Origin of the sequence: Neptuniibacter sp. SY11_33 (assembly GCF_047778025.1) — a bacterium.
In the GTDB taxonomy this organism is placed as follows: Bacteria; Pseudomonadota; Gammaproteobacteria; order Pseudomonadales; family Balneatricaceae; genus Neptuniibacter.
In genome coordinates this window covers 3,576,801-3,594,585 of record NZ_CP180543.1, presented here as the reverse complement: position 1 = coordinate 3,594,585, position 17,785 = coordinate 3,576,801, and the positions used below count along the sequence as shown (strand labels likewise).

General features: G+C 45.2%; 16 protein-coding genes. 7 read left to right on the top strand and 9 right to left on the bottom strand.

The window, feature by feature from the left end; translation table 11 throughout:
- Window positions 1–4: 4 nt before the first annotated feature.
- Genes ACMXYV_RS17120 through ACMXYV_RS17110 form a run of 3 tightly spaced genes read right to left on the bottom strand, consistent with a single transcriptional unit; the run spans window position 5 to window position 4,253 of the window.
- Window positions 5–1,231, bottom strand: a complete 1,227-nt coding sequence (locus ACMXYV_RS17120) for a hypothetical protein (protein ID WP_415889614.1) — start codon at window positions 1,229–1,231, stop codon at window positions 5–7.
- The gene (locus tag ACMXYV_RS17115; protein WP_415889613.1) at window positions 1,224–3,575 is read right to left on the bottom strand and encodes an EAL domain-containing protein; all 2,352 of its coding nucleotides are present in this window, start codon (window positions 3,573–3,575) and stop codon (window positions 1,224–1,226) included. Before ACMXYV_RS17115 ends, ACMXYV_RS17120 begins: the two co-directional genes overlap by 8 nt.
- A gap of 18 nt (window positions 3,576–3,593) precedes the next feature.
- A complete protein-coding gene (locus tag ACMXYV_RS17110) occupies window positions 3,594–4,253 on the bottom strand; it encodes a hypothetical protein (protein WP_415889612.1) in 660 nt (219 codons plus the stop codon).
- A gap of 355 nt (window positions 4,254–4,608) precedes the next feature.
- Here ACMXYV_RS17110 and ACMXYV_RS17105 point away from each other — a divergent pair, with 355 nt between their 5' ends.
- A complete protein-coding gene (locus tag ACMXYV_RS17105; RefSeq protein WP_415889611.1) occupies window positions 4,609–5,781 on the top strand; it encodes an alginate export family protein in 1,173 nt (390 codons plus the stop codon).
- 122 nt (window positions 5,782–5,903) lie between these two features.
- On the opposite strand, the gene ACMXYV_RS17100 is transcribed toward ACMXYV_RS17105, so the two are convergent.
- Entirely contained in the window at window positions 5,904–7,514 is a 1,611-nt protein-coding gene (locus ACMXYV_RS17100; protein WP_415889610.1) for a methyl-accepting chemotaxis protein, read from the bottom strand.
- 441 nt (window positions 7,515–7,955) lie between these two features.
- On the opposite strand from ACMXYV_RS17100, the gene ACMXYV_RS17095 reads away from it, so the two are divergent.
- The 5 genes from ACMXYV_RS17095 (at window position 7,956) to ACMXYV_RS17075 (ending at window position 12,718) form a co-directional block, all read left to right on the top strand.
- Complete coding sequence (locus ACMXYV_RS17095) at window positions 7,956–8,936, top strand: TRAP transporter substrate-binding protein (protein WP_415889609.1); 981 nt, start codon at window positions 7,956–7,958, stop codon at window positions 8,934–8,936.
- A gap of 143 nt (window positions 8,937–9,079) precedes the next feature.
- On the top strand, window positions 9,080–9,664 hold the full coding sequence (locus ACMXYV_RS17090) for a TRAP transporter small permease (protein WP_415889608.1): 585 nt from the start codon (window positions 9,080–9,082) through the stop codon (window positions 9,662–9,664).
- Window positions 9,665–11,062, top strand: coding sequence for a TRAP transporter large permease (locus tag ACMXYV_RS17085; RefSeq protein WP_415889607.1), 1,398 nt, complete (start codon window positions 9,665–9,667; stop codon window positions 11,060–11,062).
- A gap of 188 nt (window positions 11,063–11,250) precedes the next feature.
- Complete coding sequence (locus ACMXYV_RS17080; protein ID WP_415889606.1) at window positions 11,251–11,751, top strand: hypothetical protein; 501 nt, start codon at window positions 11,251–11,253, stop codon at window positions 11,749–11,751.
- Between the two features lie 52 nt (window positions 11,752–11,803).
- Window positions 11,804–12,718 (top strand): RluA family pseudouridine synthase, encoded by a 915-nt coding sequence (locus ACMXYV_RS17075; RefSeq protein ID WP_415889605.1) that lies wholly within the window; start codon window positions 11,804–11,806, stop codon window positions 12,716–12,718.
- A gap of 19 nt (window positions 12,719–12,737) precedes the next feature.
- Here the strand turns inward: ACMXYV_RS17075 and ACMXYV_RS17070 are convergent, their stop codons facing one another.
- Window positions 12,738–13,460, bottom strand: coding sequence for a hypothetical protein (locus ACMXYV_RS17070; RefSeq protein WP_415889604.1), 723 nt, complete (start codon window positions 13,458–13,460; stop codon window positions 12,738–12,740).
- A gap of 80 nt (window positions 13,461–13,540) precedes the next feature.
- Window positions 13,541–15,058, bottom strand: coding sequence for a threonine ammonia-lyase, biosynthetic (gene ilvA, locus ACMXYV_RS17065; protein WP_415889603.1), 1,518 nt, complete (start codon window positions 15,056–15,058; stop codon window positions 13,541–13,543).
- Window positions 15,059–15,229: 171 nt separating this feature from the next.
- On the opposite strand from ilvA, the gene rpiA reads away from it, so the two are divergent.
- Window positions 15,230–15,901, top strand: a complete 672-nt coding sequence (gene rpiA / locus ACMXYV_RS17060; RefSeq protein ID WP_415889602.1) for a ribose-5-phosphate isomerase RpiA — start codon at window positions 15,230–15,232, stop codon at window positions 15,899–15,901.
- Window positions 15,902–16,001: 100 nt separating this feature from the next.
- On the opposite strand, the gene ACMXYV_RS17055 is transcribed toward rpiA, so the two are convergent.
- From ACMXYV_RS17055 to ACMXYV_RS17045, 3 genes are all read right to left on the bottom strand, one after another.
- On the bottom strand, window positions 16,002–16,475 hold the full coding sequence (locus ACMXYV_RS17055) for a hypothetical protein (protein ID WP_415889601.1): 474 nt from the start codon (window positions 16,473–16,475) through the stop codon (window positions 16,002–16,004).
- Between the two features lie 107 nt (window positions 16,476–16,582).
- Window positions 16,583–16,885, bottom strand: a complete 303-nt coding sequence (locus ACMXYV_RS17050; protein WP_415889600.1) for a hypothetical protein — start codon at window positions 16,883–16,885, stop codon at window positions 16,583–16,585.
- A gap of 314 nt (window positions 16,886–17,199) precedes the next feature.
- On the bottom strand, window positions 17,200–17,682 hold the full coding sequence (locus tag ACMXYV_RS17045; protein WP_415889599.1) for a YegJ family protein: 483 nt from the start codon (window positions 17,680–17,682) through the stop codon (window positions 17,200–17,202).
- Window positions 17,683–17,785: the final 103 nt, after the last annotated feature.

Below are 17,785 nucleotides of genomic sequence, written 5' to 3'. Positions count from 1 at the left end.
GTACTTAGAAATAGTAACGGAGCGCTAATTGCAGTTGCCGTTCAAGCTGCTTCGGATCATCTTGATTGTATGCTCTCGCGGCTCTGGTGCTATTTATCCAATTGAATTCATTCAACAGAAACCATTGGCGGTTGAGGCGATAACGGTAGCTGAGGGTAAAGGCTTTGCCGTACTCATCATTGTTGTCGCCAACCGTCTGATCAAGATCTGTAACCGAAAACTCTTCTAGACGTGTCGATACTCGATGAGGGCCGTTTCGCCAGCTTAAGGCTAGATAGGCGCTACGGTAATCGTTATCGACTACATTCTCGCGTTGTGGCGATTGCATCAGCGTTGATCCCTGCATCAGTTGACCCATCAGGCTCCATTGTTTGTCGATCTGCCAGCGGAAACCGGTATAGGCAAACCGAGTCTCCCAGCCATATTGCCCATCTTCAATCATATAAGGGGTGGCATTGTTATCGTAGTAACCTACTTGCAGGAGTAGTTTCTTTTTCAGCTTATATTCGGCATTTAAAAAGTAGCCAAGGCGGTCATCCCCTTCTTGAAAAGGGTCTGACTCTTTTGCTTGATCTGTAAGCAGAGTCGTCTGTGCAGGGGTTTGGGGCACAGGGAGGCCTTCGCCGATAACGGATTGGCGACTGCTAAGCGTCCAACCATGCCAAGACAGCATTGCGCCAGCGGTATCGTTAAAACCAAATAAACCTGTGTTGAGCTTTAGATCGTAATCGACCTCTCTGAACTTTCCTAACCACTCTGCCGTGTATTCTACGCCAGTAGTGCGTATTTCTTCTCCGATCCAGCTGTTCAGTGTTGAAGGAGTCAGTGTATTAGCGGGTGACCAAGCAGTGGCTCTGTTCTCTAATGATATGGGCGGGTAAAAGGTACCGACGCGGGTACTCTGTCGAACACCTCTATCACTGGGGAGGCCTGAATATTTGAAGAAAACCTCAGTCAGCCCAACTTCGCTTTTTTCATCATCTGCAAAGCTGTTGCCTACGACAACAAAACTGAGCTGGTCACTCAAACCTAGCTTTAAGTTTAGGCCTAATTGCCCTAGAGATAGATCGCCGCCGGGCGAATTTTGTAGCTTTCCGAATTGACCACTGACATAACTAGGTTCACCGGAAGAGTGGCTTGCACGGATATCTACGAGTCCTTTCAAATCTACATCAATTGCATGTACAGGCAGAGATAAAAGCGTTAATGCTGTAAGCCAGCGACTATCCATGTAAAACCTTTGTGATCGAAGACGGGTTGTACTCCGATTCTAGCAGCCAACTACTTAGTTCGCTCGCGGGTTGAGGTCGGCTGATGAAATAGCCCTGCGCTAAATCACAGTCATGTTGTTCTAACCATGTCAGAGTTTCTTGATCTTCGATTCCCTCGGCAACAACCGTTAGTCCCATATCATGAGCCATACGGATGGTGGATCTAACAATGATCTGGTCGTCACTGCTCAAATGCACTTTATCGACAAATGAACGGTCGATTTTGAGTTCAGAGACCGGCATCTGTTTTAGCTGAGCTAGTGACGAGTAACCTGTACCGTAGTCATCAATCGACAGCTTGATCCCTTGATCTTTTATCTCGCAGAGCATTTTAATTGCGCTCTCTGGGTCACTCACGACGGCGCTTTCCGTCACTTCTAGGGAAAGTGAGTTTTGTGGCAGTTGATGTGTTTTCCAAATCTCTTTGAGGGAATTGATCAACTGTTGGTTTTTCAGATTTTCCGCAGAGATGTTTACCGCAATCGACAGATGTAGCCCTATTTCTGCCCAAGCCTGATATTGTCGAGCGGCTTCATTCATTACCCAATTGCTGAGGGCATCAATCTGGCCTGTTTGCTCAGCGATAGAGATAAAGGAATCGGGTGGAATCATGCCCTGAATCGGATGCTGCCAGCGAACTAATGCTTCTAGTTGATGGATTTTTCCGGTTTTAAGATCGAGCTTAGGTTGATAGAACAAACATAGCTGGTCTTCAGCTATAGCCACCTTAAGGTCATTTACTAAGCTTAAGCGGCGGTTGGCATCAGCATCCATTTCTGGGAGATATTGCTGGAAGCTTTGCTGTGCTTTCTTACCATGGCTAAGTGCTGTATCAGCTTTTTGCAGAAGTGTTTGCGGATCATCGGCATCTTCAGGTACACGGGCGAAGCCTACTTGCAGCTGTAAGTGGAGCAGGGTGTCTTCACCACATAGAGGGTCATCCATCACTTGCTCAATTTTTTGTTGCCATTGCACCAGCTCGTTAAGTGTCGAACACTCAATCAGCATGGCGAATTCGTCACCATCTAAATGGAAGGTTTGGCTGGCACCGTTGAGCTTCAACAGGCGTTTACCTACTTCTTTAATCATCATGTCGCCAATTTGGTAGCCAAGCGTGTCGTTGACTGTGCGTGTGCGACGAATATCCAGATGGAGAAGGCTAAAGAAAGTATCTTTTTGCTGCAGCAGGATGTCTAAAGTTTCGAGTAGGGAGAAACGGTTAGGGAGATTGGTCAGGCTGTTATGCTTGAGCTGGTGGCTGATCTTTTGCTCTCGAACTAAGACCGCTTGTTGCATCTGATTAAACTCTTTCGCAAGCTGCCCCATCTCGTTCTTTTCACTAATATCTACGCTGCTCTCATAGTTACCTCGCGCAATATACTGAGCTTGGCGTACAAGCTTTCTGACCGGTTGGGTAATACTGCCTGCGAGGAGATAGGCTGCCAGCATGGTTATTGTCACCATACCGCCTTCAAGTGCTAGTAGGTGCCACCAGTTCTCTTGTAGGGTTTCCAGTAAGTTAGAGCGAGAGCCAAAGATAGTTACTTGCAGAGGACTCTTGCTGACCATACCTACTTCAATTTGGGTTGCGAAAAGGTGGTCAGGTACCCGATTTTCAATAACAGCCAAACCCTGCTGACTCGGTGCTTGAGGATGGCTTGTCGGGATGGCTGCTGCAATAGCACTCCATTGGCTATCTTCCTGCTGCAACATGAATTCGATACTCAGCCCAGTAATATCGGCAAAGTTCTGCGCCAAAGTGGTATTAATCTGATAGCCATAGCCGATCCAGCCGACGATCTGTTGCCCACTTTTTAACGGTGCGAAACTTAGTTGGTATAACTCCTTTTCTTGCTGGTACAGTTTGGTGAACGAGCCATCTGCGCCAAACCATTGTGGCGAAGGGAATGATTGTCCTTGTTCGGGTCCTAAACGGATTTTTTCATTTGGATTGCGGCGGATAAGTTGGCCGATAATCGAGAACTCTTGGTCTACAGCGATCGCTATATCGGCATCAATACGCTTGCGGTGGTTATTCAATGCAATCAGAAAACTGCGTTGGTCAGCCCCAAATACCTCTTTCAAACCAAAGTCTTTAGCCGCCGTTTCTGCGAAGGCTTCGAGATAGTAGTTTCGTTGTTGATAGAGGGTGTCAAAAACGGAGACAGCGGCATTGAGCCGCGATTGGATCTGGACATCGCCTTGCTTATTATTGGCGTCGTAAACCATCCACAGAGATGCTGCTTGCGCCACCATTAGTAAGGCGACAAAGAATATAAATATTTTGGTTTTTAAACTGCCCATGGTCAGTTCATCCAATAATTAGTATTCATCCAGAAATTCGAAGTCTTCTTCGTCAGCCTTTGGTTGCACTTCGTAGAAGGTTTCGCTCAATTGCCAGGTCAGTTCTTGGTCTTGGCTGATATCCACTATCTGCGTTAATCGATTGTTTTCCGCTTTTAACTGCGGATGCCATAAGGTTAGGCGATATTTACCCAATTGGTGAAGATCGAATGAAACTGAGCCCGTTTTTGTGGTTTTGGCAAAATAAGGTGTATCAAGGATAAGTATAAAACCGCTCATCCAATCATGGATGTTACAACCCATAGCGACTGTTTCAGTGGACGAGTCGGGCTCAAACGCCTCTAAGGCCTTGGATTCGCCAGATTTCAGTTTAAAGGAAAAACGGTTTGGACCGGAGATCGAATAGATATGGTGGGTAAAGTCATCTTTATTGCTGAACTGCACCTCATCTTGGCGTTGCATCACCGTAATATGCGGTGCGAATGCGCGATCTTTTTGTGTGATCTCAATTTTCTTACGTTGAATTTCCGGTGCAGGCTGATCTAAAGGTTCTGCATAGAGCACGATGGAATCCACTCCAGATTTATCCGGGTTGAGAACCGTTACGTCCAATATGGCAGCGCTAGTTTGAGAGGCTGTAAAGATGGCAAAGCTAGCGATGATGGCACGTATATACACTGCAATTCTCCAAAATGGGTTCCGTTTCCTTAAGAATGACTCATTTGAGAAAAATAGGTTCCTTAATTCTTTATTACGCACTCAAAAAAATTACATCTAATGGATAGGGGTGTAATAATTTTGTAGTAAATGTCCTTTCAAAATATCGGATCAATTCTGGACGATCCTGCACTAACTCGGTGTGGTGGTTGCCGGTTTTGCTGCACTGCGAAAAAGCAGGCGCTAATTTAGGTGATTTAAAAGTGTGCAAATTAAACATTTTTAACGCTTTTGGAGCCAATTTTTCTCAAAACATGCCTGTTGGCATAGGCGTTGCTCCAGCACTAGCAATCATTTTGTGAGTTAGGAGTAAACAATGAAACAACTGCCCTCTAAGTTGTTGTTAGCCACGGCTATCGCAGCTATATCGACCCCATCAGCCTATGCCGCTGAGTCTATTGCCGAAGCGTTTCAAAATGGTGAAACCTCAGTTAGCTTCCGTCTACGTTATGAAGATGTTGAAGATGATTCTGCCGCTGAAGATGCAAATGCTTTGACGTTAAAGTCTCGATTAACCTTCAAAACAGATGAATTCAAATCTGTATCAGCATTGGTGGAAGTGGATGATGTAACTGAGCTGGACGATGTCGACTACAACGACGGTGTTAATGGCATGGGAACGAAAACGAAAATCGTTGACCCTGAAGGAACAGAAGTAAACCAAGCGTATTTAGCATTTACAGGTTTGTCTGATACCACTGTAAAAGTTGGTCGTCAGCGTATCCTTTTAGATAACCAGCGGTTTGTTGGTGGTGTAGGCTTCCGTCAGAACGAGCAGACTTACGATTCGCTTTCGGTTAAGAACAGCTCTCTGGCTGATACTGAAGTGTTCTACGCTTATATCAATGATGTTCATGGTATTACGGGTTCTGACAGCAAGCACAAGACACACTTGTTCAACGTAAAATATACAGGTCTGCCATTTGGTGCTTTAACGGGTTACTACTACAACTTTGAGGAAGATAAAGTTAGTGGTTATGACCTAGATACTTACGGTGTCCGTTTTAGCGGTTCTCAAGATGCGGGTGATACTAAGCTTCTATACACAGCTGAGTACGCGACACAGGATAACGGTTCGACTGACCCTGATTACTATCTGTTAGAGGGTGGTGTGGCGTTCTCTGGTGTGACGACCAAGCTAGGTTATGAAGTTTTAGGTTCTGATAGTGGCGTGGCATTTAACACACCATTAGCCACTAAACATAAATTCCAAGGTTGGGCTGACCAGTTCCTAGCGACGCCTGCAAATGGCATTGAAGATCTTTATGTTAGCGTGGGTACTAAGTTGGCAGGCGTTAAATTGCTTGCGGTTTACCACGACTATGAATCTGAAGACACAAGCGCTGATTTAGGCTCTGAATGGGGCTTTGTTGCGGCTAAAAAGTTTGGCAAAAACTACGGCTTAAGCCTGAAGTATGCTGACTATGAAGCAGGAGACACTGGAACAGATAAGAGCAAACTGTGGCTTACTGCTACAGCAAACTTCTAACGCTGTGCCTCAGCTGCCCGAGTAGTGACGGGTGAAATATGATGGAGCGACCCCCTCTCGCTCTATTAAAAAAGAAGCCGCCATATTGGCGGCTTCTTTTATAGCATTGAGGTGATAGCTTTTTACAGTTTGAACTTCTGAACCATAACTTCTAGCTGACCTGCTAGCGTATTAAGTTCATGAGCAACTTGGTTCAGCTTGCCGGCACGGGATGAAGTATGTTCAGCCGTTTTGGCGATTTCGTGTACGCTGGACTCAACGCTGCTAGCCATCTCCGTTTGCTCTTTAACCGACGATGAAACCATATGGTTCATATCGTTAATCGCACGAACTTCTTCGGCAATCTTGATTAGCGCATCTGAAGTTTCCTGCACTTTAGCTACACCAGCTTCCGCACTCGAGTGTGCTTGATCCATTACGGATACCGCATCACGCGCATCATTTTGCAGTTCTTCGATAATCGCGTTGATCTCTTCGGTCGAATTGCGTGTCTTACTTGCTAGAGTACGAACCTCATCTGCTACTACGGCGAAGCCTCGACCTTGCTCACCAGCACGGGCCGCCTCGATTGCAGCGTTAAGCGCCAAGAGGTTGGTTTGTTCGGCAATTTTCTGAATTACTTCTAGTACGGTACCCACACTCTGGCTTTGTTCATCCAGTTTGTTGATAACGCTCAGAGCGCGGTCGATATTACTCTTCAAGGAGTCAATGGCATTGATCGCTTGCTGAGTAATTTGCGTACCTTCCTGACTTTGCTCAAGCGCTAGGTCAGACGCTGAAACCGTATTTTCAGCACTAGCTTCAACACTCTTAGTGGCGGCTTCCATCTGTTCCATCGACGAAGCAACAGCACTGGTTTGTATCTGCTGATTGTTCACCGCGCTATTTGCCATATCAGCGATATCATTGATCGATGTGCTCGATGTGCTTAGCTGGTGAACCGTATTGCTAACCTTGCTCAGACTGGAGTGGAAGTCTTCAAGCATAGTGTTCAGTGATGTTGACATCGTGCCGATTTCATCTTTTGAATTCACATCTATGCGAAGTTTTAAATCTGAATTTTTATGAATGGTGTTGATCGTCTTACCCATGCGCTTCACTGGGCGTACCACAAGGTGACCTAGTAGAAGGCTAATTAGGATTAAGCCGATGATAAACAGTACGAGCTCGGTCAATGCAACGCTAATCAAGTTAGCACGAATGGTGTTATCAAGATTTTCAAAAGAGTAGGTAACACGAACGGCACCTAGCACATCGCCCTCAGCCGTTTGGTGACAAAGTAGGCAGTTAGTACCTTTGTAGTCAGGTAGGGCTTTCATTGGTGTGACAACGGTTAGGCGGTGACCTTTTTCATCATCAATTTCTTCAATAATCTGTTCACCTTGCATCGCACGTTTATCAAGATCGTCCATGATTTTGGAGTCTGCGGTACCCGGCCCGTAAACTTTTGAAACGCTATCGGCGCGGATAATGCGTGCTTCTAGTACATCAGGGTTGGCAAGAATCTTTTTCTGCAAGGTTTCGCGGTTAGACATGGCACCGCTCAGCATCAGTATATTGATACTGTCAAAGTAGGAATCAGCAGTCTCAGTTGTTGTACGTTGAACAACTTCAGAAACCAACTGAGTTTCACTACGGTAAATCGCGGTTAGAGAGCTAACCAAGATAATCAGGAACACAACTGCTAGAGAAATGTTTACCTTTGTTTGAATTGATAGGCCATCCAATTTCACACTTCAGCTCCCGTCATAAGTGACGTCATTTTTATAATAGTGGTTAGCATAGTCAGTAACTCATCATAAGGCGAAGCTGATATTCCACACAAGCCTAAGGTGCTTTGTTCTTTCGATGTAGATCAATGAAACGCCATTTTTGGATGCTGGTTCAATAAATAAAAGGAAGATGGATGGGAATTCGCTAATTTCTAAATGGGAAATGGGTGAGTTTCCGCCAATCTTCTTAGTCGTCTAAATCCTTCCTTAAAACATGTGTTTAACCTGTGCCTCAATGTTTATAGGCGCTGCAGAGCTTTGTGAAAATCATATTTAACAGTTGGCCCTATCTTTGCTCTCTAGTGTGATGAGTTCAGAAAGTTCTGTGACTGCTAAAAACAGAAAGCGCTGAATTTCAAACAAAACAAACATAATTAAATTCAATTAAACAGGAGATGCACAATGCGTTTACTGACCGCTGCGGTAACTTCCCTTGCACTAACTCTAGGAGCACAAGCTGCTGTTGCAGCCCCAGTAGAAATTAAGTTTTCTCACGTGGTTGCTGAAAATACACCAAAAGGCCAGATGGCTCTTAAATTTAAAGAGCTAGTAGATGAGCGTCTAGCTGGCAAAGTTGAAGTTAAGGTCTTCCCTAACTCTCAGCTATTCGGTGACAACAAAGTTTTGGAGGCGATGTTGTTAGGTGATGTGCAGATGGCTGCGCCTTCACTATCTAAATTCCAGAAGTTCACTAAAAAGCTTCAGATCTTCGATCTACCATTCCTGTTTAAAGATATGGCTGCGGTAGAAAAATTCCAGAACAGCCCTGATGGTCAAAAACTACTAGGTTCCCTTCAGAGCAAAGGCCTAGTTGGTCTAGGTTACCTGCACAATGGTATGAAGCAGCTTTCTGCAAGCCAAGAGCTAAAAGTACCTGGCGATGCTTCGGGTAAGAAATTCCGTATCATGACCTCTGACGTACTTCAGGCTCAGTTCGAAGCTGTAGATGCTGTTCCACTGAAAAAGCCTTTCTCTGAAGTATTCACACTTCTACAGACTAAAGCGATCGATGGTCAGGAAAACACTTGGTCAAACATCTACTCTAAGAAGTTCTTCGAAGTTCAGCCTTTCATCACTGAATCTAACCACGGTGTACTGGATTACCTAGTAGTAACGTCTGCTGAGTTCTGGATGGGTCTTGATGCAGACCTGAAAGTTGAAGTTAAGAAAGCGCTAGATGAAGCAATCAAACACGGTAACGGCATTGCTGCTGAAAAAGCTGCGTCTGATAAGCAGAAAATCATCGATTCTAAGCGTTCTCAAGTTGTTAGCCTAACTGACGCAGAACGTGCTCAGTGGGTTGAAGCAATGAAGCCTGTATGGAAGCAGTTTGAAGATGAGATCGGTGCTGATCTAATCAAAGCTGCAGCTGCAAGCAACTAATATCACGCCACTTAACCGGGTGGGCATTGCCCGCTCGGTTATGTTCAGAGGAGAACGGTTAACGGCGCTAGCCGTGGGTTGTCCTGTGAATATCTCCTTATGAAAAAAACTATTAACGACGTGAGTCGCTAGGGGAGCTGTATATGGTTCGTAATCTAGTAACAAAATTGGAAGAGGGCTTTTTATCCCTGCTTCTAGTTTCAATGACATTACTGGTATTTGCTGAAGTGGTAGCGCGCTTTGGTTTTAACGCCGGTATCCATTGGGCACAGGAAGTGACCCTTTTACTCGCTGCATGGTTTGTACTCTTTGGTGCTTCTTATGGTGTCAAAGTCGGTGCCCATATCGGCGTGGATGTTTTTGTAAAACTGATGCCAGAACACACGCATCGGTTAGTCACTTTGGTTGCTGTTGGCCTGTGTTTGGTTTACTGCGGACTGTTCTTGTATGGCTCTTGGATCTACATCAGCAAGATGAAGATGATCGGTATCGAGTTGGAAGATCTTCCAGTACCGAAATGGATCCCAATGAGTATTTTGGTGATCGGTTTTGTTCTATTGATCATTCGTTTCTTAGAGCTGGGCTGGAAAGTTATCACTAAACAAGCAGATGGTTTCCACTTCGCGGATGAAGCGGAAGAGTCTATGGAGATCGCTAACGAGCTGAAAGAAACAGCACTAGGCGACCCTAATGACAGCCAAAATCAAAAAAAGCAGGAGGATAAATAAATGACTATTGCTGTACTGTTTATCACTCTGTTTGGGTGCATGATCATCGGTATGCCGATTGCTATCGCATTGGGCCTATCTTCTGTAACCACTATTTTGTTGTTCTCAAATGACTCGCTTGCATCGATTGCATTGAAACTGTTTGAGGCAACCTCAGAACATTACACGCTACTAGCGATCCCGTTCTTTATTCTGTCCTCTGCGTTCTTGTCTACCGGGGGGGTAGCAAAACGTTTGATTAACTTCGCGGTTGATACCGTGGGTCATATCCGAGGCGGTTTGGCGATGGCGTCGGTAATGGCGTGTATGCTATTTGCTGCAGTATCTGGTTCATCACCAGCAACAGTAGCAGCGATCGGTACTATCTGTATCGCGGGTATGGTGCGTTCTGGTTACCCACAGTCTTTCGCTGCTGGTGTAATCGCGAATGCGGGTACTTTGGGTATCTTGATCCCACCGTCTATCGTAATGCTGGTATACGCTGCTGCGACAGAAGTTTCGGCTTCACGTATGTTTATGGCGGGTTTTATCCCGGGCCTAATGATGGGTCTGATCCTCATGATCGCTATCTACATCGTTGCGCGTGTTAAAGGTCTTCCATCTCAGCCGTTCCCTGGTTTTAAAGCGCTGGCTAAATCTGGCTTGATTGCTTTGGGTGGCTTGATGCTGATCTTCATCGTACTAGGTTCTATCTACGGTGGTGTGGCATCTCCAACGGAAGCGGCGGCAGTCGCTGCAGTATACGGCTACTTTATTGCGGTAATGGGTTATCGCGATATTGGTCCGATGAAAGGTATTCCGTGGCAGAAAGATGGTGAGAACTACGTTACTGCTGCAGTACGTAACTTACTACAGATGCTTTGGGCGCTACCAAAATCGGTAAATGACCCTGAAGTACGTAAAGTACTGCTAGATGCTTCTAAAGTATCCATGATGCTGCTATTCATCATTGCCAACGCAATGCTGTTTGCGCACGTTCTAACAACAGAACGTATTCCGCACACGATTGCTGAACAGATTCTAGCTTGGGGTCTACCAGCTTGGGGCTTCCTGATCGTAGTAAATATCTTGCTACTGATTGCGGGTAACTTTATGGAGCCGTCAGCGATCCTATTGATCATGGCGCCGATCCTGTTCCCAATCGCAACGCAGCTAGGTATCGACCCAATTCACCTAGGTATCATCATGGTTGTGAACATGGAGATCGGGATGCTCACCCCGCCGGTGGGACTTAACCTCTTTGTGACCGCCGGGATTACCGGGCAGAACATGATATGGGTTATCAAGGCCTGCTTGCCGTGGCTCTGCCTATTGTTAGGATTCCTAATCCTGATCACTTACGTGCCGCAGATCTCGCTATTCCTACCGGAATATATCGATAAGCTGAACGGTTACTAAGGAACTAGCAAAACATTTCTTATCGAATCAACCTCACTCAAGGGGGGAGTCTCCTCCCCCGTTTAAACAGTTGATTAGTGCTTTAACCACCGCTTGCGGTGGTTTTTTTTGTCTTAAATTTGGGCTAGCTGGCTGGCGAGGGTATAATCGCCGCTTCTAATGCATTGGTTACAAAAGAGACAGATAGAGTGATTGGGTATATTGCAGCGCTATGGGGTATCAGCGGTATTTTCCTGTTAATAGGCAGCGCGATCTATCGTCTTAGCGATATAGGTCTGCAGACCTTTAACTATGATCTTTCGTGGTACCACTGGGCAGCATTAGCATTTAGCGTCATTTTTATGGGCTTTGCTGAAGGTTATCGTGGCTTTCAACAAGCGTGGTCACCGCGTGTGGCGGCTCGTATTCTGTATCTGTCGCAAAATGTCTCTCCGGTCCGCTTTGTCTTTGCACCCCTGTTTTGCATGGGATTCTTCTCGATCGTTCGTAAACGTATGATTGTTACCTACTGCCTCACGCTGGGCATCATCTCAATGGTGTTGTTGGTACATCAGTTAGAGCAGCCTTGGCGCGGCATTGTTGATCTTGGCGTAGTGACTGGGCTTATCTGGGGCCTAACTTCATTACTACTTTTCTCAATCAAAGCGTTTTTTAGCGAAGGATTTGAGCACTCGCCAGAGATGCCTTAACGCGAGTAGCTAATTGCTAGACGCTGCGCTTGTTAGTGGCTAGGAGGGAACCATGGCTGATGGCTTTGTTCTGTATTTCACAGTTTATTCTGCAGCCCCAAGCATATCCTGTTTTTTATCCACGCGTTTAGCCAGTCTTCATCAAGCACAATTGCCTCAGCTATTCGTTGAGGGTTTTATATCTGTTGATGGTCACATTGCTTCTGCAAACCAAGCGTTAGTCGTAGGGCAGCAGGTAGTAGTTTCGCTACCGGATCATTATGAAGAGTCTGTTGATACTCAATGGCACAAGCTTTGGGAAAACGACGAGATTCTGGCTGCATATAAGCCCCATCTGCTGCCTGTTAGCCGTACCACCCGAAATCTCTATAACACGCTAATCTCCCTTGTGCGTCGCCAGACAACTTATGAGGATGCACACCTGTTACATCGGCTAGATACCGAAACCGCCGGCATCATTCTGCTAGCCAAAAACAAAGCGGCAGATAAAAAGTGGAAGCCGCAGTTAGATCAACTGATCAGGAAAAAAATCTACCATGCTAGGGTAGAGGGCATACCTGATTGGGATGAACTTAGCTACGAATGTGAGCTATCGGAAAAAGTAGGCAGCCCGATTCGCAGCCAGATGTATGTGGTGGACCAAGCTGAATCAGACTTGTACCCCAAGCCTAAACAGAGCCAAACCCTTTTTCGAGTCTTGCGAAAGGAAGAGGGTAAAAGCTTAATTGAGTGCGAGTTAATAACCGGAAGGAAACACCAGATTCGGGCGCATTTAGCATATCTAGGCTACCCGATTATAGGCGATAAGATCTATTCCAAAGGTGGTCAGTACTATCTGAAGCGTTTGGAAAGTCAGCTCGAAAAAGCGGATATTGCAGAGTTGGATTCTGAGTATCAGATGTTGACTGCGGTAATGATGGAAATTAACCCTGAGGATCAAGCAGTGATCATCAGGGTTGAGGAATAGGTGTTATGGTTCAGAAAGATTAAAGCGAAAAGCGCTGTAAAAGAGTATCTACAGAGTCTTTGTAAGCTTGTTGTTTCAGTAGTGAAACCTGATTTTGATCTGACGACTCTCTATTAATTGAATTACTAACGCGATTATCGTTGCTGACTTTAGGAGTAAATATTTCCCATTGTCCTGTTCCCACATCGACCAGCGCGGCTTTGATTCTAATGCGCATTTCTTGAGCTTCGTCAGGAATACCCCAGCCTACAATCGGAACCCAAGAAACAGTTTTTGTCGCTAAATTTTTAGTCCCTGATTCCAGAGTGCCCCAATACACGAACATTTTTCTTATACCAGCTTGAGCTGCTGAATATCGAAGAGAGCTGGAGTAGCTAAGATTGCTTTTTTTATCGCTTTCAGGGATGCCTGTAAAAGGTGTAACCTGAAAATACTTTTCCAAGCTTTCTATCATTGGTTCGTCTGGCATTAGAGCCCCAGATTGAACAACTAAAAGCTTATCGCCCCTTTTAATGCTCAGCTTAGCTTTAGCATTTTGGAGCGCATCTTGAATTTGTTTATCAGAATACTTTGCTTCTGGGTCGATGCCTAAAACATTAAATTCGCTTAACTCACCACGGTAAAATGGATTGGATGTTGAGCGGTAATGAGGATTTTCTTGATAACCTGAGTTGGAGATTGAGCGTGTGAAGCAGCCACTTAAGCAAGCAGATACCATGAGAAGTATGAGTAACTTAGGCATAAAACCTTCCTTGTTTTTACAATGATAAAAAATCATAACCAGCCTGACACAAAATTGATCAGGCTGGTTTCAATAAGAAGTTAACCTAAAAACAGCTTATAAGCTGTGTTATCGGTTTCTTCCCAGTAGTTGTAGCCGATCTCTTCCAAGAAAGTACCTACTTGATCACGTTCAGCTTCAGGCACTTGCATGCCTACCAATACGCGACCATAAGCGGCACCGTGGTTGCGGTAATGGAACATTGAGATGTTCCATTTTCCACCCAATTTCTTCAGGAAGTTCATTAGTGCACCTGGACGCTCTGGGAATTCAAAGCGGTAGATCACTTCGTTTTTTAGCGTTTCTGGCGCATGGCCACCGACCATATAACGTACGTGGATTTTAGCGATCTCGTTTTCGCTTAGATCTTCAACTTCGTATTCTTTTTCACGTAACTCGCTAACCACTTCTTCGCGGCCATCACCACCGGCTTTTAGCTGAATACCTGCAAAGACGATAGCATTGCTATCATCGCTATAGCGGTAGTTAAACTCAGTGATATTGCGGTTGCCTAGCGCTGAGCAGAATTTCTTAAAGCTACCCGGTTTCTCAGGAATACGTGCTGCGATGATTGCTTCACGTTGTTCACCTAGTTCGGAACGCTCAGCGATATGGCGTAAACGGTCGAAGTTTACGTTGGCGCCAGAGTCGATTGCGATAAGTGTCTTATCACTGATCTCTTCGCTAGCAACATACTTCTTCATACCGGCAACACCGAGCGCACCTGCAGGTTCGCAGATAGAGCGAGTATCGTCGTAGATATCTTTAATCGCAGCGCAGATTTCATCCGTCGATACAGTGATGACATCATCAACGTATTTCTTCGCCACTTCAAAAGTGTTTTCGCCGATGATTGCCACAGCAACACCGTCGGCAAAAATGCCAACCTGATCCAAAGTGACACGTTCGCCTGCATCCAACGCCGCTTTTAGGCAGGCAGAATCTTCGGATTCTACGCCGATCACCTTGGTCTCTGGGCGAAGGTATTTTACGTACGCCGCAATACCGGCAACCAGACCGCCGCCACCGACAGGGACAAAGATCGCTTCGATTGGACCGGATTCCTGACGTAGGATCTCCATTGCCACTGTGCCTTGACCGGCGATGACATCGGGATCATCAAAGGGGTGAACGTAAGTCATCCCTTTTTCAGCAACCAGCTTTTGAGCGTGAGCAGCAGCATCGTCGTAAGCGTCGCCGTGAAGTACCACTTTGCCTCCTAGACGACGAACGTTATTAACTTTTACGTCCGGCGTAGTTTTTGGCATTACGATGGTCGCTTTTACACCTAAGTGTTTCGCGGACATCGCCAAGCCTTGGGCATGGTTACCCGCTGAGGCTGCAACAACGCCACAAGCGCGTTCTTCATCGGAGAGCTGCGATAATTTGTTATAAGCGCCGCGCAGCTTGAAGGAGAACACAGGTTGTTCATCTTCACGCTTCAGCATAATTCGGTTATTCAGACGCTCAGAAAGACCTTTTGCTTCATCCAGTGGAGTTTCGATTGCCACGTCGTAAACGCGGGCCTCGAGAATTTTTTTGATATATCTATCTGGCATGATATTTCGCCTAATGTTTCGTCTGAATAAAAGTAAGCGGGAAATGGTAAAGGGAAACGCCCTGTTACGTCTACAATAGGTCACTAAAGCTGCGTATAATTTAGCGTAATTCTTACATATTTTAGTGAAAACCCCGGTTGTTTTCCGTCATGCATAAAACAGGTGCCTAACATGACCCAGGACGAGATGAAAAAAGCAGTTGCTGAAGCTGCTGTGGAGTACATCAAACCTAAACTAAACGAAGACAGTATTGTGGGTGTGGGCACAGGTTCTACTGCCAACTTCTTCATCGATGCCCTAGCTGAAATTAAGCACTTGTTCGAAGGTGCGGTAGCAAGCTCTGAAGCCACGGCTGAGCGTTTAAAAGGCCACGGTATCGAAGTGTACGACATGAACTCCGTTGCTGAGATGGAAGTGTATGTTGATGGTGCAGACGAGTTCGATTCTGGCCTGAACCTTGTTAAAGGTGGCGGCGGTGCTCTAACGCGCGAAAAGATTGTTGCAGCGGTAGCAAAAGAGTTTGTTTGCATCGTAGATAGCACGAAGAAGGTTGATATCCTTGGCGAGTTTCCACTACCTGTAGAAGTAATCCCAATGGCTCGCTCTCAAGTAGCGCGTGAGCTGGTAAAACTGGACGGCATGCCTGAGTGGCGCGAAGGTTTCACTACCGACAACGGTAACCTGATCTTAGACGTTCACGATATGGAAATTATGAACCCTAAACAGCTAGAAACTCAGCTAAACAATATCGTTGGTGTTGTAACTAACGGTTTGTTCGCCAACCGCGGCGCTGATGTTGTATTGATGGGTACGCCTGAAGGCGTAGAAACTATCAAGCTTTAATAAAGTTGCTAGCGTCTAGTGGTTAGACGCTGCGCTTGCTAGAAAAAACCTGCCTACGGCAGGTTTTTTTGTTTAGGTGTGGTTTTCGTTCAGTAGGACATTATTTGTCAGCTAAAAATGCGACTACACCTTCGGTATATTTAGTTATTACTTGGCTTGCTACGCCCCAAGCCGCACACTCTTCGATAGAAATATGTGAACTACCAATAGTTTTATTTGTAAGTTTGTCAGTCACAGTTACGGTGCTGACGATATTATCGCATCCGGCCATAATGCCTACGGCCACACGAGCAAGATCATCTCTTAAATAAAACGAGTGTATTTTGACTGTCGCACTGTGCCGAGATATCTCACCGTCTGGCGATAGTAAGTCTTGGTGAGTTAAGCCACTTTTAATCTGAGACTCAAGCAATGCGTATTGATCTTCAGGAATAGCTACAGCTGTTCCTTTTTCAATAGAAAGCGCTAACTTTTGCTTAGTGGTTGGTTCATATTCTATAGCTACAGTAGATTTGGTGCTTGCGCACCCGACGAGAGATGTAGCTATAGCTAATGTGACAAGAGCTTTTTTCATACAGCGTTTCCTTACGGTATAAAGCTAACAGGTGAAAATATATTGGTTCTGTAAATCAGAGTGAGTTATTAAATGCATTCTCCAGAGTTGAGGAATCAATGTTGCGATTAGTCGTATTTAGTGGAGTGCTGAATATGCTGATAGCGAAAAGATAGGCTTTGACCAAAACGCACGCTTTCAAACTCCCTCGCACAGACGTTCGAAAAACCAGAAACCTCGCCTTTCAGAGTACCATCTTCATTTAATTTAATATCACGTAGATGTACTTCCTGCCCTTTAAATAACAACGCTACTTCAATCGCTGTACGCGCAATACGCTGTTCTGGGCTTTCCGATTGTGCAGCATTGGTATTTGGTGGTGTAGGCCCAACTAGATCAAAGCCTAGGGTATCGGCATCGGTATGGTTCATAGCGTTATATCTTTTTCTGACTGGTTCTAAAGCGGATTATGTCTGCTTATAAATCTTAAGTGATTTACCGTTTTTAGTTCCCAAATTCTCTATTTCCCACAGCTTTCCACAGTTCTCACATCTAAAGATTGCTAAGTGCTTTTCGACATCGGAAGAAGCCAAGCTTAACTTGCCGTCTAGCTCTGGGGTCTCATGAATTGAGTTTACTGTATATGAGTCTTTTAGTTTGCCGCAACAGTTCATGAAAAGTGATTTTGGGGATTGGTAGGGTGCGATAGTTACTTTATAAAGCACCCTAATTTAAGGTTTATAAGTTAGGAACCGCAATCAAATCCGTGATCACGCTTATATTGCTCAACAATGGATTTGTCCATAGTTTTGAACATTGCGCATACAGTAAAGCTACCTACCTGTTTACCATCCTGAACATAACCCCAGTCGGTAATTTGATTCTTTCTGAATGCGTATACTTCACCGTATTTCATAGAGGAAATAATTGATGGCTTATTAACTAGCACCCCCGCATATCCGCCTTTTATCTCCTTGAATGGAGAGAACCAGAGGTGTTCCACGCCGGCGTCATCAGAGACCTTGATCTTGAGTTTGAAACCATTAGCTCCTTTGGGAGGCTGTTGAACAATTGCAAAAAAGTTGTCCAGTTGGCTCTGAGCAGATGCAATCGCAGCATTCATCGCCTTGTCTTGTTCGCTAATCAATAGTACTTGATCATCAATTTTTTCTTCAGCGAAGACTGGTAAAGTAAATATGGCAAATATTAAAGATAATGATTTTTTCATGATTACATCCTTGTGGTAGTGAATGGGGGAGTATACCTACTCATACTGTCAAAGCATCTATCCGAATCATACTTAAAGAAAACGGTGAATCGCCCTTCTTGCA

Excerpts from the sequence above, each read along its gene's own strand:
- ACMXYV_RS17050 (WP_415889600.1), bottom strand. The coding sequence starts at position 16,885 with ATGAACCATACCGATGCCGATACCCTAGGCTTTGATCTAGTTGGGCCT.
- ilvA (WP_415889603.1), bottom strand. The coding sequence starts at position 15,058 with ATGCCAGATAGATATATCAAAAAAATTCTCGAGGCCCGCGTTTACGAC.
- ACMXYV_RS17095 (WP_415889609.1), top strand. The coding sequence starts at position 7,956 with ATGCGTTTACTGACCGCTGCGGTAACTTCCCTTGCACTAACTCTAGGA.
- ACMXYV_RS17045 (WP_415889599.1), bottom strand. The coding sequence starts at position 17,682 with ATGAAAAAATCATTATCTTTAATATTTGCCATATTTACTTTACCAGTC.
- ACMXYV_RS17105 (WP_415889611.1), top strand. The coding sequence starts at position 4,609 with ATGAAACAACTGCCCTCTAAGTTGTTGTTAGCCACGGCTATCGCAGCT.
- ACMXYV_RS17085 (WP_415889607.1), top strand. The coding sequence starts at position 9,665 with ATGACTATTGCTGTACTGTTTATCACTCTGTTTGGGTGCATGATCATC.
- ACMXYV_RS17120 (WP_415889614.1), bottom strand. The coding sequence starts at position 1,231 with ATGGATAGTCGCTGGCTTACAGCATTAACGCTTTTATCTCTGCCTGTA.
- ACMXYV_RS17115 (WP_415889613.1), bottom strand. The coding sequence starts at position 3,575 with ATGGGCAGTTTAAAAACCAAAATATTTATATTCTTTGTCGCCTTACTA.
- rpiA (WP_415889602.1), top strand. The coding sequence starts at position 15,230 with ATGACCCAGGACGAGATGAAAAAAGCAGTTGCTGAAGCTGCTGTGGAG.
- ACMXYV_RS17075 (WP_415889605.1), top strand. The coding sequence starts at position 11,804 with ATGGCTGATGGCTTTGTTCTGTATTTCACAGTTTATTCTGCAGCCCCA.
- ACMXYV_RS17055 (WP_415889601.1), bottom strand. The coding sequence starts at position 16,475 with ATGAAAAAAGCTCTTGTCACATTAGCTATAGCTACATCTCTCGTCGGG.
- ACMXYV_RS17090 (WP_415889608.1), top strand. The coding sequence starts at position 9,080 with ATGGTTCGTAATCTAGTAACAAAATTGGAAGAGGGCTTTTTATCCCTG.
- ACMXYV_RS17070 (WP_415889604.1), bottom strand. The coding sequence starts at position 13,460 with ATGCCTAAGTTACTCATACTTCTCATGGTATCTGCTTGCTTAAGTGGC.